Origin of the sequence: Achromobacter sp. Bel (genome assembly GCF_012928505.1) — a bacterium.
In the GTDB taxonomy this organism is placed as follows: domain Bacteria; phylum Pseudomonadota; class Gammaproteobacteria; order Burkholderiales; family Burkholderiaceae_B; genus Achromobacter.
The window spans coordinates 61652-77169 of record NZ_JABBJN010000004.1 but is presented as its reverse complement, the minus strand read 5'-3'; the positions used below and the strand labels follow the sequence as shown (position 1 = coordinate 77169).

The window sequence follows — 15518 nt, the reverse complement described above, 5'->3', positions numbered from 1 at the left end:
TTGTGGCGCCAACTGTAGTTGTTTTTGAGTTCATGAGGACTGAAAGATTGCTTTCGGAGCGTCACGACGCAGTGCCACCGGCTTCCCGCTGTTCGGTCGGGACCTATATGTACGTCCGCGAGACTTGCTCAACCGCAGTTCACTAATTGAGCCAGCTCAACCTTGAAACGGCTGCTGTTTACAGCTTCCACCAAATCCGACTTAGCGCACGCTCCGGTGTCGACGTTAGGATTATCGGCTGACGCTACATTTTTATACAGTCATTTTGCCACTGTACAAGCCATACAAGCCGTCATTTCGCAGACGCCACCCAAATCTCCGCCCGGCTTAACTGTCGACGCACCATACCGGCCCGCAGAGGAGAAGGCGGTGCTCCCGCCAAGGGGCTGTCTAGCGAGGATCGAAGTTGGGCTGCACAGTCTCGACTGTTGGAGCTTGCAATGCAGTTTGTTGGCCGTCGCTGGGGCAGCGTGGGTGGGTTGAACGGTGGATCCACTAGTAAAAATGGCCAAACAGGCACAGTAATCCGACGTCCGCGATGCATCGATAGCAGCCGTCGACGCCTCAGGCTTTGGTGACCGCTACCAGCCTGAAGCGGGCATTCAGCGAAGCTTTCTAGGCGACCGCTCGTGGCCGGTAGTGGTCGTTCGTCGGCCAGGTCTAGCTCACCGCCGTTTTAGGGGACGCGAGGGGCCTGGGACTGAAGAGCATAGTGATGCGATGGACTAGGTCAGCATCCAAGGTCAATGAACTTTCTGGGGAAGAATGCCAAGTTCAATGAACCATTGCGGACTGAGTGAATGAACCACAATTCACTAAGTCGTTGATTTCCAGGGCGCCGAGCTTCCACCTCAAATGAACTTCGACAGCAATCACAGCATATGCGCCAGGAATTCCCGGCTGCGCGCATGCTGCGGCGCCCGGAAGAAGTCCGCGGACGGCGCTTCTTCCACGATGCGGCCTTCGTCCATGAAAATGACGCGGTGCGCCACTTCGCGGGCGAAGCCCATTTCGTGCGTGACGACCAGCATGGTCATGCGCTCGTCGGCCAACTGCTTCATCGTGCGCAATACCTCGCCCGTCAGTTCGGGGTCCAGCGCGGACGTGGGTTCGTCGAACAGCATGATGTCGGGTTCCATCGCCAGCGCGCGGGCGATCGCCACGCGCTGCTTCTGGCCGCCCGACAGGCGCGTGGGATAGTTGTCGCGCTTGTTCAGCAGGCCGACCTTGCGCAGCAGCTCTTCCGCTTTCGGGACGATCTGCGCCTTCGACATGCCCTTGACCGTCAGCGGCGCTTCGATGATGTTTTGCAGCACCGTCATGTGCGGGAACAGGTTGAACGACTGGAACACCATGCCCATCTTGCGGCAGATGCGCCGCACATCGGCATCGCTGGCGTACTGGCTGCGGCCGCCGTCGACGGCGCGGGCCATGGTCTCGCCTTCGACGTCGATGCTGCCTTCGTCGATGGTCTCAAGATGGTTCAGGCAACGCAGGAACGTGCTCTTGCCCGACCCCGACGGCCCGATCACCGCCACGACCTCGCCCTGGCCCAGCGTCAGCGACACCTGGTCCAGCACGCGATTAACGCCGAACGACTTGGTGATGCCGCGGGCCTGGATCATGACGGGGCGCACGGCCGCGTCGGCGCCCGGCGCCGGGTTACTGGTCATATTTGGCATAGCGCTTTTCCATGTGCTGGAAGAACCACGTCAATACCAGCGTCATGAGGAGATAGAAGGCGGCGGCGACCAGGAACGGCGTGGTCGTGAAGTCGCGTTGCACGATCCCGCGCGCCGTCCGCAGGATGTCGTTGAGCGCCAGCACGTAGATCAGCGACGTGTCCTTCACCAGCGTGATGGTCTCGTTACTCATCGGCGGCAGCACGCGCTGCACCATCTGCGGCAGCACGATGCGGCGCAGCGTCTGCAGATAGGTCATGCCCAGCACCTTGCTGCCTTCGTACTGGCCGCGGTCCACCGACTGGATGCCCGCGCGGAAGATCTCGGCGAAGTACGCCGCGTAGTTCAGCGCGAACGCCACCACGGCCGCCGGAAAGTCCGGCAAGCGCACGCCCACCACCGGCACGAACGGCAGCGCGAAATAGATGAACAGCATCTGGAGCATCAGCGGCGTGCCGCGCATCAGCCAGATGTAGCCGTTGACCAGGCTGCTGAGCAGCGGCCATTTCGAAATGCGCGCCAGCGCCAGCACCAGCCCCAGGGGCACGGCCAGGGCCAGGGTGATGAAAAACAGCGTCAAGGTCACTTTCGCGCCTTCCGCCATGGGCCCCAACAGGGAGAGTACGTAATCCATTCAGTAAATCGCGCCGCTTGCCGATTACTTGATGATGTTGGCGCCGAACCACTGGGTCGCGATGCGGCCGGCGGTGCCGTCCTGCTTCATCGAGTCCAGCGTCTTGTCCAGCTTGCCCAGCAGCTCGGTGTCGTCACGGCGCACGCCGACGCCGTAGTCTTCGGTGCCGAAGTTCTCTTCCAGCACGCGGTACTCGCCTGCGCGCTTGCTGATCAGGTAGCGGCCCACCACTTCGTCCACGACGATGGCGTCCAGGCGGCCGGCGGCCAGGTCCATCAAGGCCGTGACGTTGTCGCCAAACTTCTTCACTTCCTTGATCTGGGCGGCAACCGGGTCCTTGGCGATGGCGTCGGTGGCGCTGCTGCCGTCCTGCGCGCCCACGGTCTTGCCGGCCAGATCGGCCTTCGCCTTCACCGGCGACGCGGTACCGACGATGATGATCTGGTGGTTGGCCATGTACGGCGCGGTGAAGCTGATGTTCTTCTTGCGCTCTTCGGTGATGGTCAGGCCGTTCCACAAGACGTCGACGCGCTTGCCGTTAAGCTCGGCTTCCTTGGCGCTCCAGTCGATCGGCTTGAATTCCACTTCGATCCCGAGGCGCTTGCTGGCTTCCTTGGCCATGTCGATGTCGAAACCGACGATCTGATTGCTCGCGTCACGAAAACCCATCGGCGGGAAATTGTCGTCCAGGCCCACCACGACCTTCTTGGCGGCGGCCGGCGCTTGCGTGCTGGCGGCCGGCGCGTTGTCGCTGGGGCCGCAAGCGGTCAGCATCGTGGTTGCGGACACGAGGAAAACAGCAGTCAGTTTTTTCATAGTTATGGGTGCGCCGGGCGCAGGAATGAAGAAGCCGGAGTGGCTGGACAATCAGCCGCGAGCCGCCATTTTAGCGTCACTGCGCAACCGGCCCACGGAAGGCCGTTCCGCCCCCTGCCGCCTGCCCGCCCAGCCAGGAAAATCACCCGCTACTGCGCGGGATGGAAGCGTTCCAGCAAGCGCAGGAACAGTTCGACCGCTCGCGTGCCCGGCCGCGACACCTCGGTAATCGCGCTGATGGTGTTTTCATAGACCGGCCCGTCCGGCAACGGCGTCAAGGCGTGCCGCCGGGACACCGAATCGGCATAGTGCTGGGGCAGCATCCCCAGGTAATGGCCGGACGACACCAGCATGGCGATGGCCTCCAGCCCCGTGGCCTCCGGCCCGCGCGCGAACCCGTATTCGCCCAGCGCATCGTGCACGAACGGGTGCGAGCGATACACCAGCGGCAGGTCGCGGGCGCGGTCCAGGCTGCCGCGCGCCACGAACAGGCGGTGCCGTTCCACGAACAGCCGCTGGTAATGGAATCCGCTTTCGCGGCGGTACATCCCCCGCACCGCGATCTGCACGCGCCGCTCGCGCAGCGCCTGGTCCAGATCGTTGAAGGTCATCACGGTCAGTTCCACCTTGACGTCGGGCGCCGCCTCCCGCATGGCGGCCAGCGCCAGCGGGATCTGGCAGTCGGCGTCGGTGATGACGTGTTCCACCATGCCGATGGACAGCGTGCCCGACAGGACGCCGCGCACCGCGTCGATCTCTGGCCGGATGCGCGCCAGCGATTTCAACGCGTCGCGGGCCAGTTCCAGCGCCACCTTTCCCGCCTGGGTCAGTTCGAAGCCGGACGGCCCCCGGTCGCACAGGCGCACGCCCAGGGTTTCCTCGACCTCGCGCACATGGCGGCTGATCGAGGCCTTGGACATATTCAGCTGCTTTTCCGCCGCGGCGAAGCCGTTGGCCTGGGCAACCGCGCAAAAGATGCGCAGGGAGCGCAGATCGCGCTCGGTGAACGCCGGACGGGCCACGGGTGTTCCATTTTGAAAGGTATCGAATTTTGAAACCATACCACTAAAAAAATCATTTTTCATGACCGATGCGGGGGAATACAGTTTCTTCAACCGCTGGCGCCAGGGAGCGCAGATTCCCGCGGCGACCCGATCCGGGGCCGCCAGCCCGGCGGCCGGAACATCACGATATTTCAAGGGAAAAATCATGCAGAACCTGTCCAGAAGGCGCTTTGTCACGACCACCCTCGCGGCCGGGGCCGTGTTGGCCCTGCCCGCGCTGTCGTTTGCCGAGGGCGGCTCACTGGCCGACATCAAGAAGCGCGGCAAGCTGACCGTGGGCACCGAGGCGGCGTACGAACCGTTCGAATTCGTTGAAAACGGCAAGGTCGTGGGCTATGGCCACGACGTGCTGCAACTGATGGCCGCCAAGCTGGGCGTGCAGCTGGAACAGATGAACCTGCCCTTCCAGGGCCTGCTGCCAGGGCTGATGTCGCGCAAGTTCGACCTGGTGGCGACCAGTGTGGGCATCACGCCGGAACGCGCCAAGCGCTTCGCGTTCACCCAGCCGGTGGGCGTGGTCCGGTCCGTGTTGATGGTGCGGGCGGACGACGCGTCGATCAAGCAGGACAAGGACATCGCGGGCAAGATCATCGGCACCCAGATGGGGTCGTCGTCGCAGCCGGTGGCCGAGGAATTCGAAAAGCGCCTGAAGGAGTCCGGCGCCAAGGGCTATGCCGACACCAAACTGTTCCAGGCCTACCCGGACGTGTCCAACGCGTTGGCCAACAAGACCGTCGACGTGGCGCTGATGCCTTCCAACATCGCCGCCGTGCAAATGCGCAAACAGCCGGGCGCGTTCCGCATCGCAGGCGAAATCGGGCAAGCCAAGCTGCTGGCCTGGGTCGCCAATCCGCAGGACCTGGAGATCCGCCAGTTCGTCAACGACACATTCGATGAACTGCGCGCATCCAGCCAGCTGCTGGAACTGCAAAAGAAGTGGTTCGGGGCGCCGATGGACATTCCGCGCGCCAACTACCTGCCCGCCGGCGCCATCTGAGCGCGCCGCCATGCTGGAATGGTTGAATCAGAACGGCGCGCTGGCGCCGTTCCTGGACGGCGTCGTCTCGGGCACGGCCATCACCCTCGCGGCATCGGCGGCGGCCTTCGCCATCGGCATCGTGCTTGGCGTCGTGCTGCTGCTGGCGCGGATGTCGCCCTATGCGCCCTTGCGCGGCCTGGTCATGCTGTGGGTCAGCGCCATCCGGGGCACGCCCGCGCTGATCCACATGCTGATCGCCTACTACGTGGTGCCGCCGCTGCTGGGCATCTCGGTGTCCCCCATCGCGGCGGGAATCGGCGCGCTGGCCTGTAACACCAGCGCCTACATCGTCGAGATCCTTCGCGGCGCGCTGGGCACGCTGTCCGGCGGACAGGTGGCCGCCGCCCGCGCCCTGGGGATGCGGCACCGGCAGATCTGGCGCTATGTGCTGCTGCCCCAGGTGTTCTATCGCGCCATCCCGCCGCTGACCAGCGAACTCACCATTCTGCTGAAAGCGTCGTCGCTGATGTCCATCATCGCGGTGCCTGAACTGGCCACGGTCGCGCGCAACGCCACGCTGCAAAGCGACCTGCCCCTGCAGGTGTTCACGGTGACGGCGGTGGTCTATTTCATCATTCTGTTCTGCCTGTCGGCCGTCTCAAGGCTGTGCGAGCGGCGCGTATCGAGGATGCTGCCCCATGCCCATTGACCTGTCCATCGTCGGGGAATCCATCCCCGTGCTGCTCAAGGGTCTGCGGATCACCGCGCTGGTCAGCGTGATCGGCATCCCCCTGGGCATGCTGATCGGCACCCTGGCCGCCTACGCGGCGCAGTCGCGCACGCCCTTGCGCCCGCTGGCGCTGGGCTACGTGGAGCTGGTGCGCAACATTCCGTACCTGATCCTCGTATACCTGTCGTTCTTCGGGCTGCCCAAGCTGGGCGTGCCGGCTTCCGCCATGTCGGTCGCCATCGGCTGCACGGCGTTCTACACGGGCGGCTACTTCTGCGAAATCCTGCGCGCCGCCCTGCAAAGCGTGCCGCGCGGGCAGACCAGCGCGTCGCTGTCGCTGGGCATGACGTACTGGCAGACGCAGCGCCACATCGTCGTGCCGCAGCTGTTCGGTTACCTGATTCCGCCCACCACCAGCCTGGTCATCATGATGTTCAAGGACTCGGCGATCTTCTCGGTGATGAGCCTGCCCGAAATGACTTACCAGAGCAATCTGCTGACGGCCAACACCTTTGCGTACCTGGAAGTGCTGGGCACGACCGCGCTGATCTATTGGCTGTGCAGCGTGCTGATGGCCAGCATCGGCCGCCGCCTGGAATCCGTGGCGCGGCGCCGAGCCTCGTCGAAGGCCCAGGCCTGATCCCCTTAACCGCCTTTTGAAGGAATCCAGACATGAGCACCTATACCGTCCCTCCCCGCACCGGCCACCCGACCTTGCTGTATTCGACGCTGGCGCTGGACCTGGACAACCTCCAGGCCGACATCGCGGTCCTGGGCATGCCCTACGGGTCGCCCTATTCCGCCGCCGACTTCAGCAACGACCAGACGAACGCGCCCACCGCCATCCGCCAGGCCACCGACCGCGTCGTGCGCCGCCCGGGGCACTACGACTTCGACATCGACGGCCCGCTGCTTCAGGGCCGCGATGACATTCGCTTCGTCGACTGCGGCGACATCATCCCCGACCTGTCCAAACCGCGCGGCGAACACTATGAGCGCGCCGAAGCCGCCGTGCGCCGAATCGCCGCCGCCGGCGCCGTGCCCATCGTGCTGGGCGGCGACCATGGCATCACCACGCCCATCCTGCGCGGCCTGGACCAGAAAGGCCCGATCACGCTGGTGCACATCGATGCCCACCTGGACTGGCGCGACGACGTCAACGGCGTGCGCGACGGCTTGTCCAGCCCCATCCGCCGCGCCTCCGAAATGGCGCACGTGGACCGCATCATCCAGATCGGCCTGCGCGCCCAGGGCAGCGGCCGGCCGGAAGAACTGGTGGCCGCCCGCGCCTATGGCGCCGAGCTCGTCACCGCCTACGAGCTGCACGATGTGGGCATGGACGCCGTGCTGGAACGCATTCCCGACGGCGGCAACTACTACCTGACCATCGATGCCGACGGCATGGACCCGGCCACCATGCCCGCCGTCGCCGGCCCCGCGCCTGGCGGCGTCACCTTCGTGCAGGCCCGCAAGCTGATCCATGGGCTGGTGCGCAAGGGCCGCGTGGTCGGCATGGACATCGTCGAGATCCAGCCGGAGAAAGACCTGAACCAGATCTCCTGCATCACCGCCGGCCGTCTGATCCTGAACCTGATCGGCGCCTCGATCCGCGCGGGGCACTACGACAAATGAACACTACCGCACCCATCATCGAAATCCGCGGGGTGGACAAGTACTACGGCAGCCACCACGTGCTCAAGCAGTGCTCCACCCGCGTCGCCAAGGGCGAGATCGTGGTGGTCTGCGGGCCGTCCGGTTCGGGCAAGTCCACCCTGATCAAGACCGTCAACGCACTGGAACCCATCCAGAAGGGCGACATCCTGATCGACGGCGATTCGGTCACCGCGTCCCGCGACCTGCCCAAGCTGCGGACCAAGGTCGGGATGGTGTTCCAGCACTTCGAGCTGTTCCCGCACCTGGACATCACGCGCAACCTGACGCTGGCCCAGCAGATCGTGCTGGGGCGCGACATCGACACCGCCCGCGCCAAGGCCGCCGCATTGCTGGCGCGCGTGGGCCTGTCGGCGCATGCCCACAAGCATCCCGGCCAGTTGTCCGGCGGGCAGCAGCAGCGGGTGGCGATCGCCCGCGCCCTGTCGATGGACCCGATGGCCATGCTGTTTGACGAACCGACGTCGGCGCTGGACCCTGAAATGGTCAACGAGGTGCTGGACGTGATGGTGGAGTTGGCGGAAGAAGGCATGACGATGATGGTCGTGACGCACGAAATGGGCTTTGCCCGGCGCGTGGCCAATCGCGTGGTCTTCATGGAAGATGGCGCCATCATTGAAGACAGCCCCACCGACCGTTTCTTCCGCGACGCCGCCAGCCCGCAGGCCCAGCGCTTCCTTTCCAAGATCCTTCCCCACTGACCCGGCCCGGCGCCCGGGCGCGCCGGCCTTACGACAAGACACCCATCATGGCGCACACCCGCATCCGTAAATTCAATACCCGCGACACGTATCCCGAACAGCAGTTGGACAACGACCTTTGCCAGGCCGTCGTGGCAGGAAACCTGGTGTTCCTGCGGGGCCAGATCGGCCAGGACCTGGATTCCCGCGAATCGGTCGGCGTGGGCGACGTGGCCGCGCAGGCCGAGAAGGCGATGGCCAACGTGGCCATGCTGCTTGAAGAATGCGGCAGCGAGCTCTCGCACATCTGCAAGCTGACCGTCTATCTTGTCGACGTGCGCTACCGCGAAACCGTCTACCGCGTCATGGGGCGCTGGCTCAAGGGCGTGTTCCCGGTGTCCACCGGCATCGTCGTGTCGGCGCTGGCCCGGCCGGAATGGCTGGTCGAGATCGACGTGACGGCCGTCATCCCCGGTTGAATATCGGACCATTGCCGCGGCATGCTAGGCTTTCCCGTTAACCCGGGAAACCAGCATGCAATTCAACATCAAGGACCGCAAGGGCCAACGCATCGGCGTGGCGGATGTGCAGACCGGCACGAACGCGCTGATGGCGGGCAGCTTTGCCCCCACCCCGCAGTTCGCTCCTTACGCGCCCCTGTTCCTCGCCTTGGAACAGGCTGCCACTGACGCCACCGGGCAAGAGGCTGACCGCTTGCGACGGGACATCGACGGCCACGGCTTCCGTGCCGAAGGCCCCTTGCCGCTGCCCACCAGTGCGCCCCTTGAAGCCCTGGCGATCACGAGCCACGGCGTCAGTTTTCGCTTGAAGCCGCCCGCTGGCGAGAAGGCCGACGCATGACGCCGGCCATCCGCATCGGGCCCCTGGTCATCCCCTCCGAATTCGCCGTACTGATCGTCGCGGCGGCCGTCGGCCTGCTGGCCGCGCGCCTGTTGAACCGCCAACGCAGCGAGGCCAATGTCCTGGGCACGGCCTTGTGGCGCGCGATGCTGATCGGCCTGCTGGTGGCCCGGCTGGGTTTCGTCTGGCAATACCGCGAGCACTATCTGCCCGACCCGATCAAGATACTGGATTTGCGCGACGGCGGCTGGGCGGGGCTGGTGGGTCTTGCCGCCGCTTGGGTGTACGTGTTGTTCGCAGTGGTCCGGCGCCACGCGCCGCGCACCGCCTTGCTAGGCGCCGTGGCGCTGGCAAGCCTCGTCTGGTTCGGTGGCGGCCGCTGGCTCGCGCCTACGCCGCAGGCGCAGCCCGAACTGGCCGCCCTGGCCGTTCAGCGCATCGACGGCGCGCCCGCCGCGTTGTCCGCGTTCCACGGCAAGCCCACCGTCATCAATCTGTGGGCCAGTTGGTGCCCGCCGTGCCGGCGCGAGATGCCGGCTTTCGCCAACGCGCAGGCGGCGAATCCCGACGTGAATTTCGTCTTCCTGAACCAGGGCGAGGCCCCACCCCAGGTTGCGAAATTCCTGGAGCAGCATGCGCCCTCCCTGCGCAATGTCTTGCTGGACCCGGCAGGCGAGGCCTCACGCACGCTCAGCAACCGCGGCCTGCCGGCCACGCTGTTCCTGGACGCGCAGGGCCGTCTGGTCGACCTGCGCGTGGGCGAACTGTCCACGGCGTCGCTGGCGCAGCGCCTGGAAGCCATCCAGGAAGCGGACGGCGGCTAACGCATCATCAGTGTGGCGCGGCGCTTGCCCACGGCAAGGCCAGCCCCTGCATCGTCCGTTCAAAGAGATGCAGCCGCTGGCCGACATGGGTCGGCGGCGCCTCCAGGCGCACCACCATCATCGGACCGTCGGGCAAGGCGCGCACGGTGGCGACAACGGCCGGCCCCGCCTGTCCAGGCTTGGCGGGCATCGCGGTCCACGCCAGCACCTCGGCATCTTCCACCGCGACTTGCCGCGCCGGGCCCTGATCCTGCCCGCACACCGGGCACCACAGACGCGCCGGATAGACCCGGTGGCCGCAGGCATGGCATTGAAAAACGTTCACGCTCATGCGCCCTCCGCCGTCAGCACCGCCGCATTGGCGCACATGCCGTAGCGCAGCTGCACCATGCCATAGCCGGTGACGACCCCATGCCGCAACCCGTGCAACTGGCGCGCGCCCGCCTGGCCCAGCAATTGCCGCGTGACCTCGACCAGCCCATGCATGCCGCCCGCCGTGCCCGCCTGTCCCGCCGACAGTTGGCCGCCGGCCGTATTGACGGGCAAAGCCCTTGTCGCGATGCGGCGGGCAATGAAACCCGGCAGGTCATCTGCACGGGCGACGCCCAGATCGCACAATTGCGCCAACGCCATCGCCGGGTAATCGTCGTACACGCTGATCACGTCCATGTCATCGGGCCCCACCCCCGCCCGGCGCCACAGCGCCGGCGCAACGGCCGCGATGCCGGTCACCAACCCGTCGCCTTCCTGCTGGTCGTCGTTGTAGCGGGCCTCGCTGGCGATCAAGCGCACGCTGGCGCCTTGCGGCCGCGCCCGCAGCACCAGCGCGCTGGCCCCGCTGACGACAGGCACACAGTCCAGCCGGCCCAGCGGCGGCGCCACGACGGGCGCGTCCAGGTATTGCGCCAGCGTCAGCGGCTGGCGATAGGCCGCGTTCGGATTGTCCGCCGCCCATTGCCGTTGCGCCACGCACAACGCCCCATAATCTTCGCGTCGCAGGCCGGTGTGCGCCATTTGCCGCTGAGTCAGCATGGCGAACAAGGGATTCGGCCCTTCGCAGCCCAGGGGGCTCAGATATTCTTGCGCGCTGCGGTTGTAGCCACGCACCAGCCCGGCGAAATCCGCGCCGGTAAAGTGGTCGCCCGAGACCAGCACGATGGTGTCGGCCTGCCCCGCCTCCAGCGCCAACCACGCCTGGCGCAGCAGGTTGATCGCGCTGGCGCCGCCCATTTCGTCCTGCATGCACCAATTCAGCCGCAGGCCCAGGCGCCAAGCCAGATCGATGGCGCGGTCCGGCCGCAGCGTGAACGACGCCACGCCCAGCCCATCCACCTGCGCGGGCGCCAAGCCGGCCCCGCGCAGGGCCTGGCCGACGGCCTGTGCCATCAACCCGGCGGTGCTGCACGACGCGTCGGGATGCCGCAGCGCCGGCGTTTCCCCCACGCTGACAATGCCCGGGCGGCGGTCCACGTTCATTCCGTGTCCTCGCGCGGCGGCTCGCGCGTCAGCAGCAAGGTGATCACCGTGATGGTGGCCATGCCCACCAGGAACCACGCGACCGGCGTGGCGGATTCATACTTGCGCAGCAGCGCCATCGCAATCAACGGCGACAAGCCGCCCGCGAACACCGACGCCAGCTCATGCCCCAGCGCCAGGCCGGTATAGCGGACTTCGGCCGGGAACAGTTCGGCGAAGTACGCGGGTTGCGTGCCGATCATGGCGGCATGGCAGACCGTGTTGCCCAGGAAGAAGGCCAGGAAGATCCAGACCGGCTCCTTCGTCTGCACCAGCCAGAAAAACGGGAACGCCACCAGCACCAGGCCGGCCGAACCGATCAGGTACACCGCGCGGCGCCCGATGCGGTCGGACAGGTGCCCGAACCACACCAGCGTGCCCAATTCGATGAACATCGACGCCAGCACGCCGCCCAGCATGACGTCATTGGGAATACCCAGGAATTTTCCGTAGGCCAGCGCGAACGCCAGGAAAATGTACGAGCCGCCGTTCTCGGCCACGCGCAGGCCCATCGCGGTCAGCACCTGGCGCGGATAGCGGCGCAAGACCTCCACGGCGGGCATGCCGCGCTTGGCCGTCTTCTTGGCCTGCACGAATTCTTCGCTTTCAGGGATGTGCTTGCGGATGTACAGGCCCACGCCGAAGATCAGCACGCTAAGCAGGAACGGCAAACGCCAGCCCCAGCTCATGAATGCCTCCTGCGGCAGTTGCTGGGCCAGCATGAAGACGGCCGACGACAACACGAATCCGCCCGCCACGCCCAATTGGCTGAACGACGAGAAATACCCGCGCCGCTTGCCGCCCACGGCCTCGCTGATCAGCAATACGCCGCCGCCCCATTCCCCGCCCGCGGCCGCGCCCTGCAAGATGCGCAGCACCACCATTGCCACCGGCGCCCAGAAACCGACCTGATCGTATGTCGGCAACAGGCCGATCAGGAACGTGGCTGCGCCCATCAGCCCCAGCGTCCATTCCAGCGCCAGCTTGCGGCCATAGCGGTCGCCGATGTGTCCGAAGACCACCCCGCCCAACGGGCGCGCCAGAAAGCCCACGGCGAAACCGGCGAAGGCGCCCATTGTTCCCAGCAGCGGGTCGGTACCCTTGGGAAAGAAGAGCTCGCCGAACACCAGCGCCGCGGCCGTGCCGTAGATGAAGAAGTCGTACCACTCCATCGCGTTGCCCGCGACCGAGGCCATCACCACGCGCCGAGTCCGCTTTCTATTCGCCTCGTCGCCGGCGGACAACGCCGCCCCCTTGTATGCCATCGTCATTGCCGCCCCTTGAATTATCGAATGGATTAATGGCGCGAGAAGCGCCGGTTCACGCTATCGCGCCACGCGATAGCCGGCGGCGTCCCGGTCCCAGGTGTCGCCGGTGATGCCTTCTTCCCGCAAGCGGAACTTGCGGACTTTGCCGTTCTCGGTGCGCGGCAGATCGTCCAGCACGCGCAGATAGCGCGGCACCGCGAAATACGGCATGCGGGGCTGGCAGAAATCCAGCAGGGCCGCATGCGTCAACGACTGCCCGGGCTTGTAGACCACCGCCGCCATCACTTCGTCTTCGGCCAGTTCGGAGCACACCGCATAGACCGCCACGACGGCCACGGCCGGATGCGCCAGCAGCACCTGTTCCACCTCATAGGACGAGATGTTCTCGCCGCGGCGGCGGATGGCGTCCTTCATGCGATCCAGGAACCTGAAATAGCCGTCGGCATCGCGGACCACGCGGTCGCCTGTGTGAAACCACAGGTTGCGCCAAGCTTCGACCGTCTTGTCGTCCATGCCGAAGTAGCCGGTCGCCACCGCGAACGGCGGGGTCGCGCGCAGCAGCAGTTCGCCCGGTTCTCCATCCGGCACGGGCGCGTCGTGCTCGTCGGCCACCATCGCGTCGAACTCGGGCGCCACGCGGCCCATCGTGCCGGCCCGTTGTTCGGCCAGGGTCCCGCCCAGGGCGAAATTGGTTTCTGTGGACCCGTAGCCCTCCAGCAGCGCGATGCCGGTGCGTTCCGTGAAGGCGGCATGGAAACGTTCGGGCACGCCGGGCGCCAAGGCGATGCGCGTGCGGTGCCGGCGTTCCGCCGCGGCGGGCGCCTGCGCCAGCAGCATCGGCACCATCGCGCCCAACAGATAGGTCACGGTGGCGCCGGTGGCCTCCAGACGATCGAAGTACCGGCTGGCCGAAAAGCGCTCGTCGCAAACGATGGAAGCGCCCGTCACCAGCGCCTGGAAACAAGCGTTCAACGCATTGGTATGGAACAGCGGCAGGCTGGTGTAGAGCACGTCGGCATCGGAGATTTCCAGATTGCGCGCCGCGATTGCCCCCCACCAATAGAACTGGGCATGCGGGCAGCAAACGCCTTTGGACAGGCCCGATGTGCCGGAGGTGTACAGGATGGCCAGCATGTCGCCGGGGCGGATGTCCGCCGCCGGGGGCAGCGGCGCATCGGGTGGCGGCGGCGGCGGACCGGCGGGCGCGGGCAGACCGTCGACCGGCGCAGCCTCGTCCAGCAACCAGATGGCGCGCAACGCCAGGCCGGCAGCCGGTTCCGTGGCGGACAGCGCAGCCAGGGCCGATAGCGCCGGACAGGACGCCGCGTCCGCCACCAGCAGCACGCAGCCGCTATTGGCCAGGATATGCCGAAGCTGCATGCCGCGTGACGCGGTGTTGATGGGCACCACGACCGCGCCCAGCCAGCCGCAACCCAGCACCACGGACAGGAACTCGTGCCGGTTGCCCGCCATCAGGCCCACGCGGTCGCCGCGCCCCACGCCGGCCGACGCCAGCCGCGCGGCCCAGCTTGCGGCATGCGCCGGCGCCTCGCCGAAGCGCAAGGCGCCGCCCGGCGCCTGCACCCACAGGCGGTCGCCCAGACGGGCGCCCTGCTCCACCAACAACGACGGCAATGTCAACGCATGCATGGCGACGCTTCCCCAGTTGTGCGGCCGCTGCTCAAGGGGCGCGGCTCTGTGGAATTAGTCTAGGAATCAACTATTTATGTGTCAAATTTATGGGTATTATTTATCTTATAAATCAGACTGATATCAAGGGCATGCGTGGACTTCGACCTGAATCTCATGCGGGTTTTCCTGACGGTTCTGCATGAACGCAGCGTCACCCGCGCGGCGCAGCGCCTGAATCTGACGCAGCCCGCCGTCAGCTATGCGCTGGCCCGGTTGCGCGAGCGTTTCGACGACCCGCTGTTCGTGCGAACCGCCACGGGCATGCAGCCCACGCCGATCGCCTTTGCGCTGGCCGGCCCCATCGAACGCGGCATGAACAGCTTTGCTGAAGCCGTCAACCTGCGACAGCGGTTCGATCCCGCCACCAGCACCCGCCGTTTCCGGCTGTCGATGTCCGACATCGGTGAAATGGTCTTCCTGCCCCTGCTGATGGAACGCGTGCATGCGCTGGCCCCGCGCTTGCAGGTCGAAGTGCTTGAGATCCCGCTGGAGCAACTGCCGCAGGCGCTGAAGGATGGCGAGGTCGACCTGGCGATCGGCAACCTGGCGGGACTGGGCCGCCACACCCGTCACGCCGACCTGTTCAGCGAGCGCTACGCTTGCATGGGCCGGCGCGGCCACCCGGTGCTGTCGGCCGGGCTGACGCGCGGCCAGTTCAAGCGCCTGGACCATATCCTGGTGGCCGCGCGCGCGAGCGCGCACCGCCTGTTGGACGACGTGCTGGGCGAAGCCGGCCTGCACCGCCAGCCCTATCTGACGCTGCCGCATTTTTCCGCCGCCGCCGAGATCGTGCGCCGCACCGACCTCACGGTCACCCTGCCCCACCGGGCGGCCATCTGGTTCAACCGCGACAACGCCTTCGAGGTCCGCCCCTTGCCCATCACGCTGCCGCCCTTGTGCGTCACGGTGCACTGGCATGCGCGGTTCGAAAGCGACCCCGGCACGATGTGGCTGCGCAATCTTGTCGAAGCGACCCTGGCCGACCGGAAGCCGACGTAATTAGATCGATTTATGCAAAAGACTCTGGCATGCACAGGGATAGATCCGCGCGGTTCATGCAACTAGACTGGCTCCACTTTCCCTTCCAGCTATTCCGTCCAGG

16 protein-coding genes and 1 pseudogene are annotated in these 15518 nt (G+C 66.0%); 9 read left to right on the top strand and 8 right to left on the bottom strand.

Annotated elements, in window-relative coordinates:
* Window positions 1-872: 872 nt before the first annotated feature.
* The 4 genes from HG262_RS04010 to HG262_RS03995 form a co-directional block, all read right to left on the bottom strand.
* On the bottom strand, window positions 873-1625 hold the full coding sequence (locus HG262_RS04010; RefSeq protein ID WP_169269916.1) for an amino acid ABC transporter ATP-binding protein: 753 nt from the start codon (window positions 1623-1625) through the stop codon (window positions 873-875).
* A gap of 37 nt (window positions 1626-1662) precedes the next feature.
* Window positions 1663-2316 (bottom strand): amino acid ABC transporter permease, encoded by a 654-nt coding sequence (locus tag HG262_RS04005; RefSeq protein WP_006223039.1) that lies wholly within the window; start codon window positions 2314-2316, stop codon window positions 1663-1665.
* A gap of 24 nt (window positions 2317-2340) precedes the next feature.
* Window positions 2341-3132 (bottom strand): amino acid ABC transporter substrate-binding protein, encoded by a 792-nt coding sequence (locus HG262_RS04000; protein WP_169269813.1) that lies wholly within the window; start codon window positions 3130-3132, stop codon window positions 2341-2343.
* Between the two features lie 149 nt (window positions 3133-3281).
* A complete protein-coding gene (locus tag HG262_RS03995; RefSeq protein ID WP_169269812.1) occupies window positions 3282-4193 on the bottom strand; it encodes a LysR family transcriptional regulator in 912 nt (303 codons plus the stop codon).
* Between the two features lie 148 nt (window positions 4194-4341).
* On the opposite strand from HG262_RS03995, the gene HG262_RS03990 reads away from it, so the two are divergent.
* The 8 genes from HG262_RS03990 to HG262_RS03955 are packed head-to-tail and all read left to right on the top strand — an operon-like array spanning window position 4342 to window position 9941.
* Window positions 4342-5193, top strand: a complete 852-nt coding sequence (locus HG262_RS03990) for a transporter substrate-binding domain-containing protein (protein ID WP_169269811.1) — start codon at window positions 4342-4344, stop codon at window positions 5191-5193.
* Window positions 5194-5203: 10 nt separating this feature from the next.
* Window positions 5204-5884 (top strand): amino acid ABC transporter permease, encoded by a 681-nt coding sequence (locus HG262_RS03985; protein ID WP_169269810.1) that lies wholly within the window; start codon window positions 5204-5206, stop codon window positions 5882-5884.
* Window positions 5874-6545 carry an amino acid ABC transporter permease gene (locus tag HG262_RS03980; protein WP_169269809.1) on the top strand — a complete coding sequence of 224 codons (672 nt, stop codon included), beginning with the start codon at window positions 5874-5876 and terminating at the stop codon, window positions 6543-6545. Before HG262_RS03985 ends, HG262_RS03980 begins: the two co-directional genes overlap by 11 nt.
* A 32-nt stretch (window positions 6546-6577) precedes the next feature.
* Window positions 6578-7537 carry an agmatinase gene (locus HG262_RS03975; RefSeq protein WP_169269808.1) on the top strand — a complete coding sequence of 320 codons (960 nt, stop codon included), beginning with the start codon at window positions 6578-6580 and terminating at the stop codon, window positions 7535-7537.
* Window positions 7538-7551: 14 nt separating this feature from the next.
* Window positions 7552-8277 carry an amino acid ABC transporter ATP-binding protein gene (locus tag HG262_RS03970; RefSeq protein WP_169269915.1) on the top strand — a complete coding sequence of 242 codons (726 nt, stop codon included), beginning with the start codon at window positions 7552-7554 and terminating at the stop codon, window positions 8275-8277.
* A gap of 47 nt (window positions 8278-8324) precedes the next feature.
* A complete protein-coding gene (locus HG262_RS03965; protein WP_006223047.1) occupies window positions 8325-8735 on the top strand; it encodes a RidA family protein in 411 nt (136 codons plus the stop codon).
* A gap of 55 nt (window positions 8736-8790) precedes the next feature.
* Window positions 8791-9117 (top strand): hypothetical protein, encoded by a 327-nt coding sequence (locus tag HG262_RS03960; protein WP_169269807.1) that lies wholly within the window; start codon window positions 8791-8793, stop codon window positions 9115-9117.
* Window positions 9114-9941: a TlpA disulfide reductase family protein gene (locus HG262_RS03955; protein ID WP_169269806.1), complete on the top strand. Its 828-nt coding sequence runs from the start codon at window positions 9114-9116 to the stop codon at window positions 9939-9941. The genes HG262_RS03960 and HG262_RS03955 overlap by 4 nt, the downstream gene beginning before the upstream one ends.
* Window positions 9942-9948: 7 nt before the next feature.
* On the opposite strand, the gene HG262_RS03950 is transcribed toward HG262_RS03955, so the two are convergent.
* From HG262_RS03950 to HG262_RS03935, 4 genes and pseudogenes are all read right to left on the bottom strand, one after another.
* Entirely contained in the window at window positions 9949-10272 is a 324-nt protein-coding gene (locus tag HG262_RS03950) for a hypothetical protein (RefSeq protein WP_169269805.1), read from the bottom strand.
* Window positions 10269-11417 (bottom strand): thiolase family protein, encoded by a 1149-nt coding sequence (locus HG262_RS03945; protein WP_169269804.1) that lies wholly within the window; start codon window positions 11415-11417, stop codon window positions 10269-10271. Before HG262_RS03945 ends, HG262_RS03950 begins: the two co-directional genes overlap by 4 nt.
* Entirely contained in the window at window positions 11414-12727 is a 1314-nt protein-coding gene (locus HG262_RS03940) for an MFS transporter (RefSeq protein ID WP_169269803.1), read from the bottom strand. The genes HG262_RS03945 and HG262_RS03940 overlap by 4 nt, the downstream gene beginning before the upstream one ends.
* 54 nt (window positions 12728-12781) lie before the next feature.
* Window positions 12782-14377, bottom strand: a pseudogene (locus HG262_RS03935) (ATP-dependent acyl-CoA ligase); the annotation flags it as partial.
* A gap of 132 nt (window positions 14378-14509) precedes the next feature.
* On the opposite strand from HG262_RS03935, the gene HG262_RS03930 reads away from it, so the two are divergent.
* Window positions 14510-15415 (top strand): LysR family transcriptional regulator, encoded by a 906-nt coding sequence (locus HG262_RS03930; protein WP_348984359.1) that lies wholly within the window; start codon window positions 14510-14512, stop codon window positions 15413-15415.
* The last annotated feature ends 103 nt before the right edge of the window (window positions 15416-15518 follow it).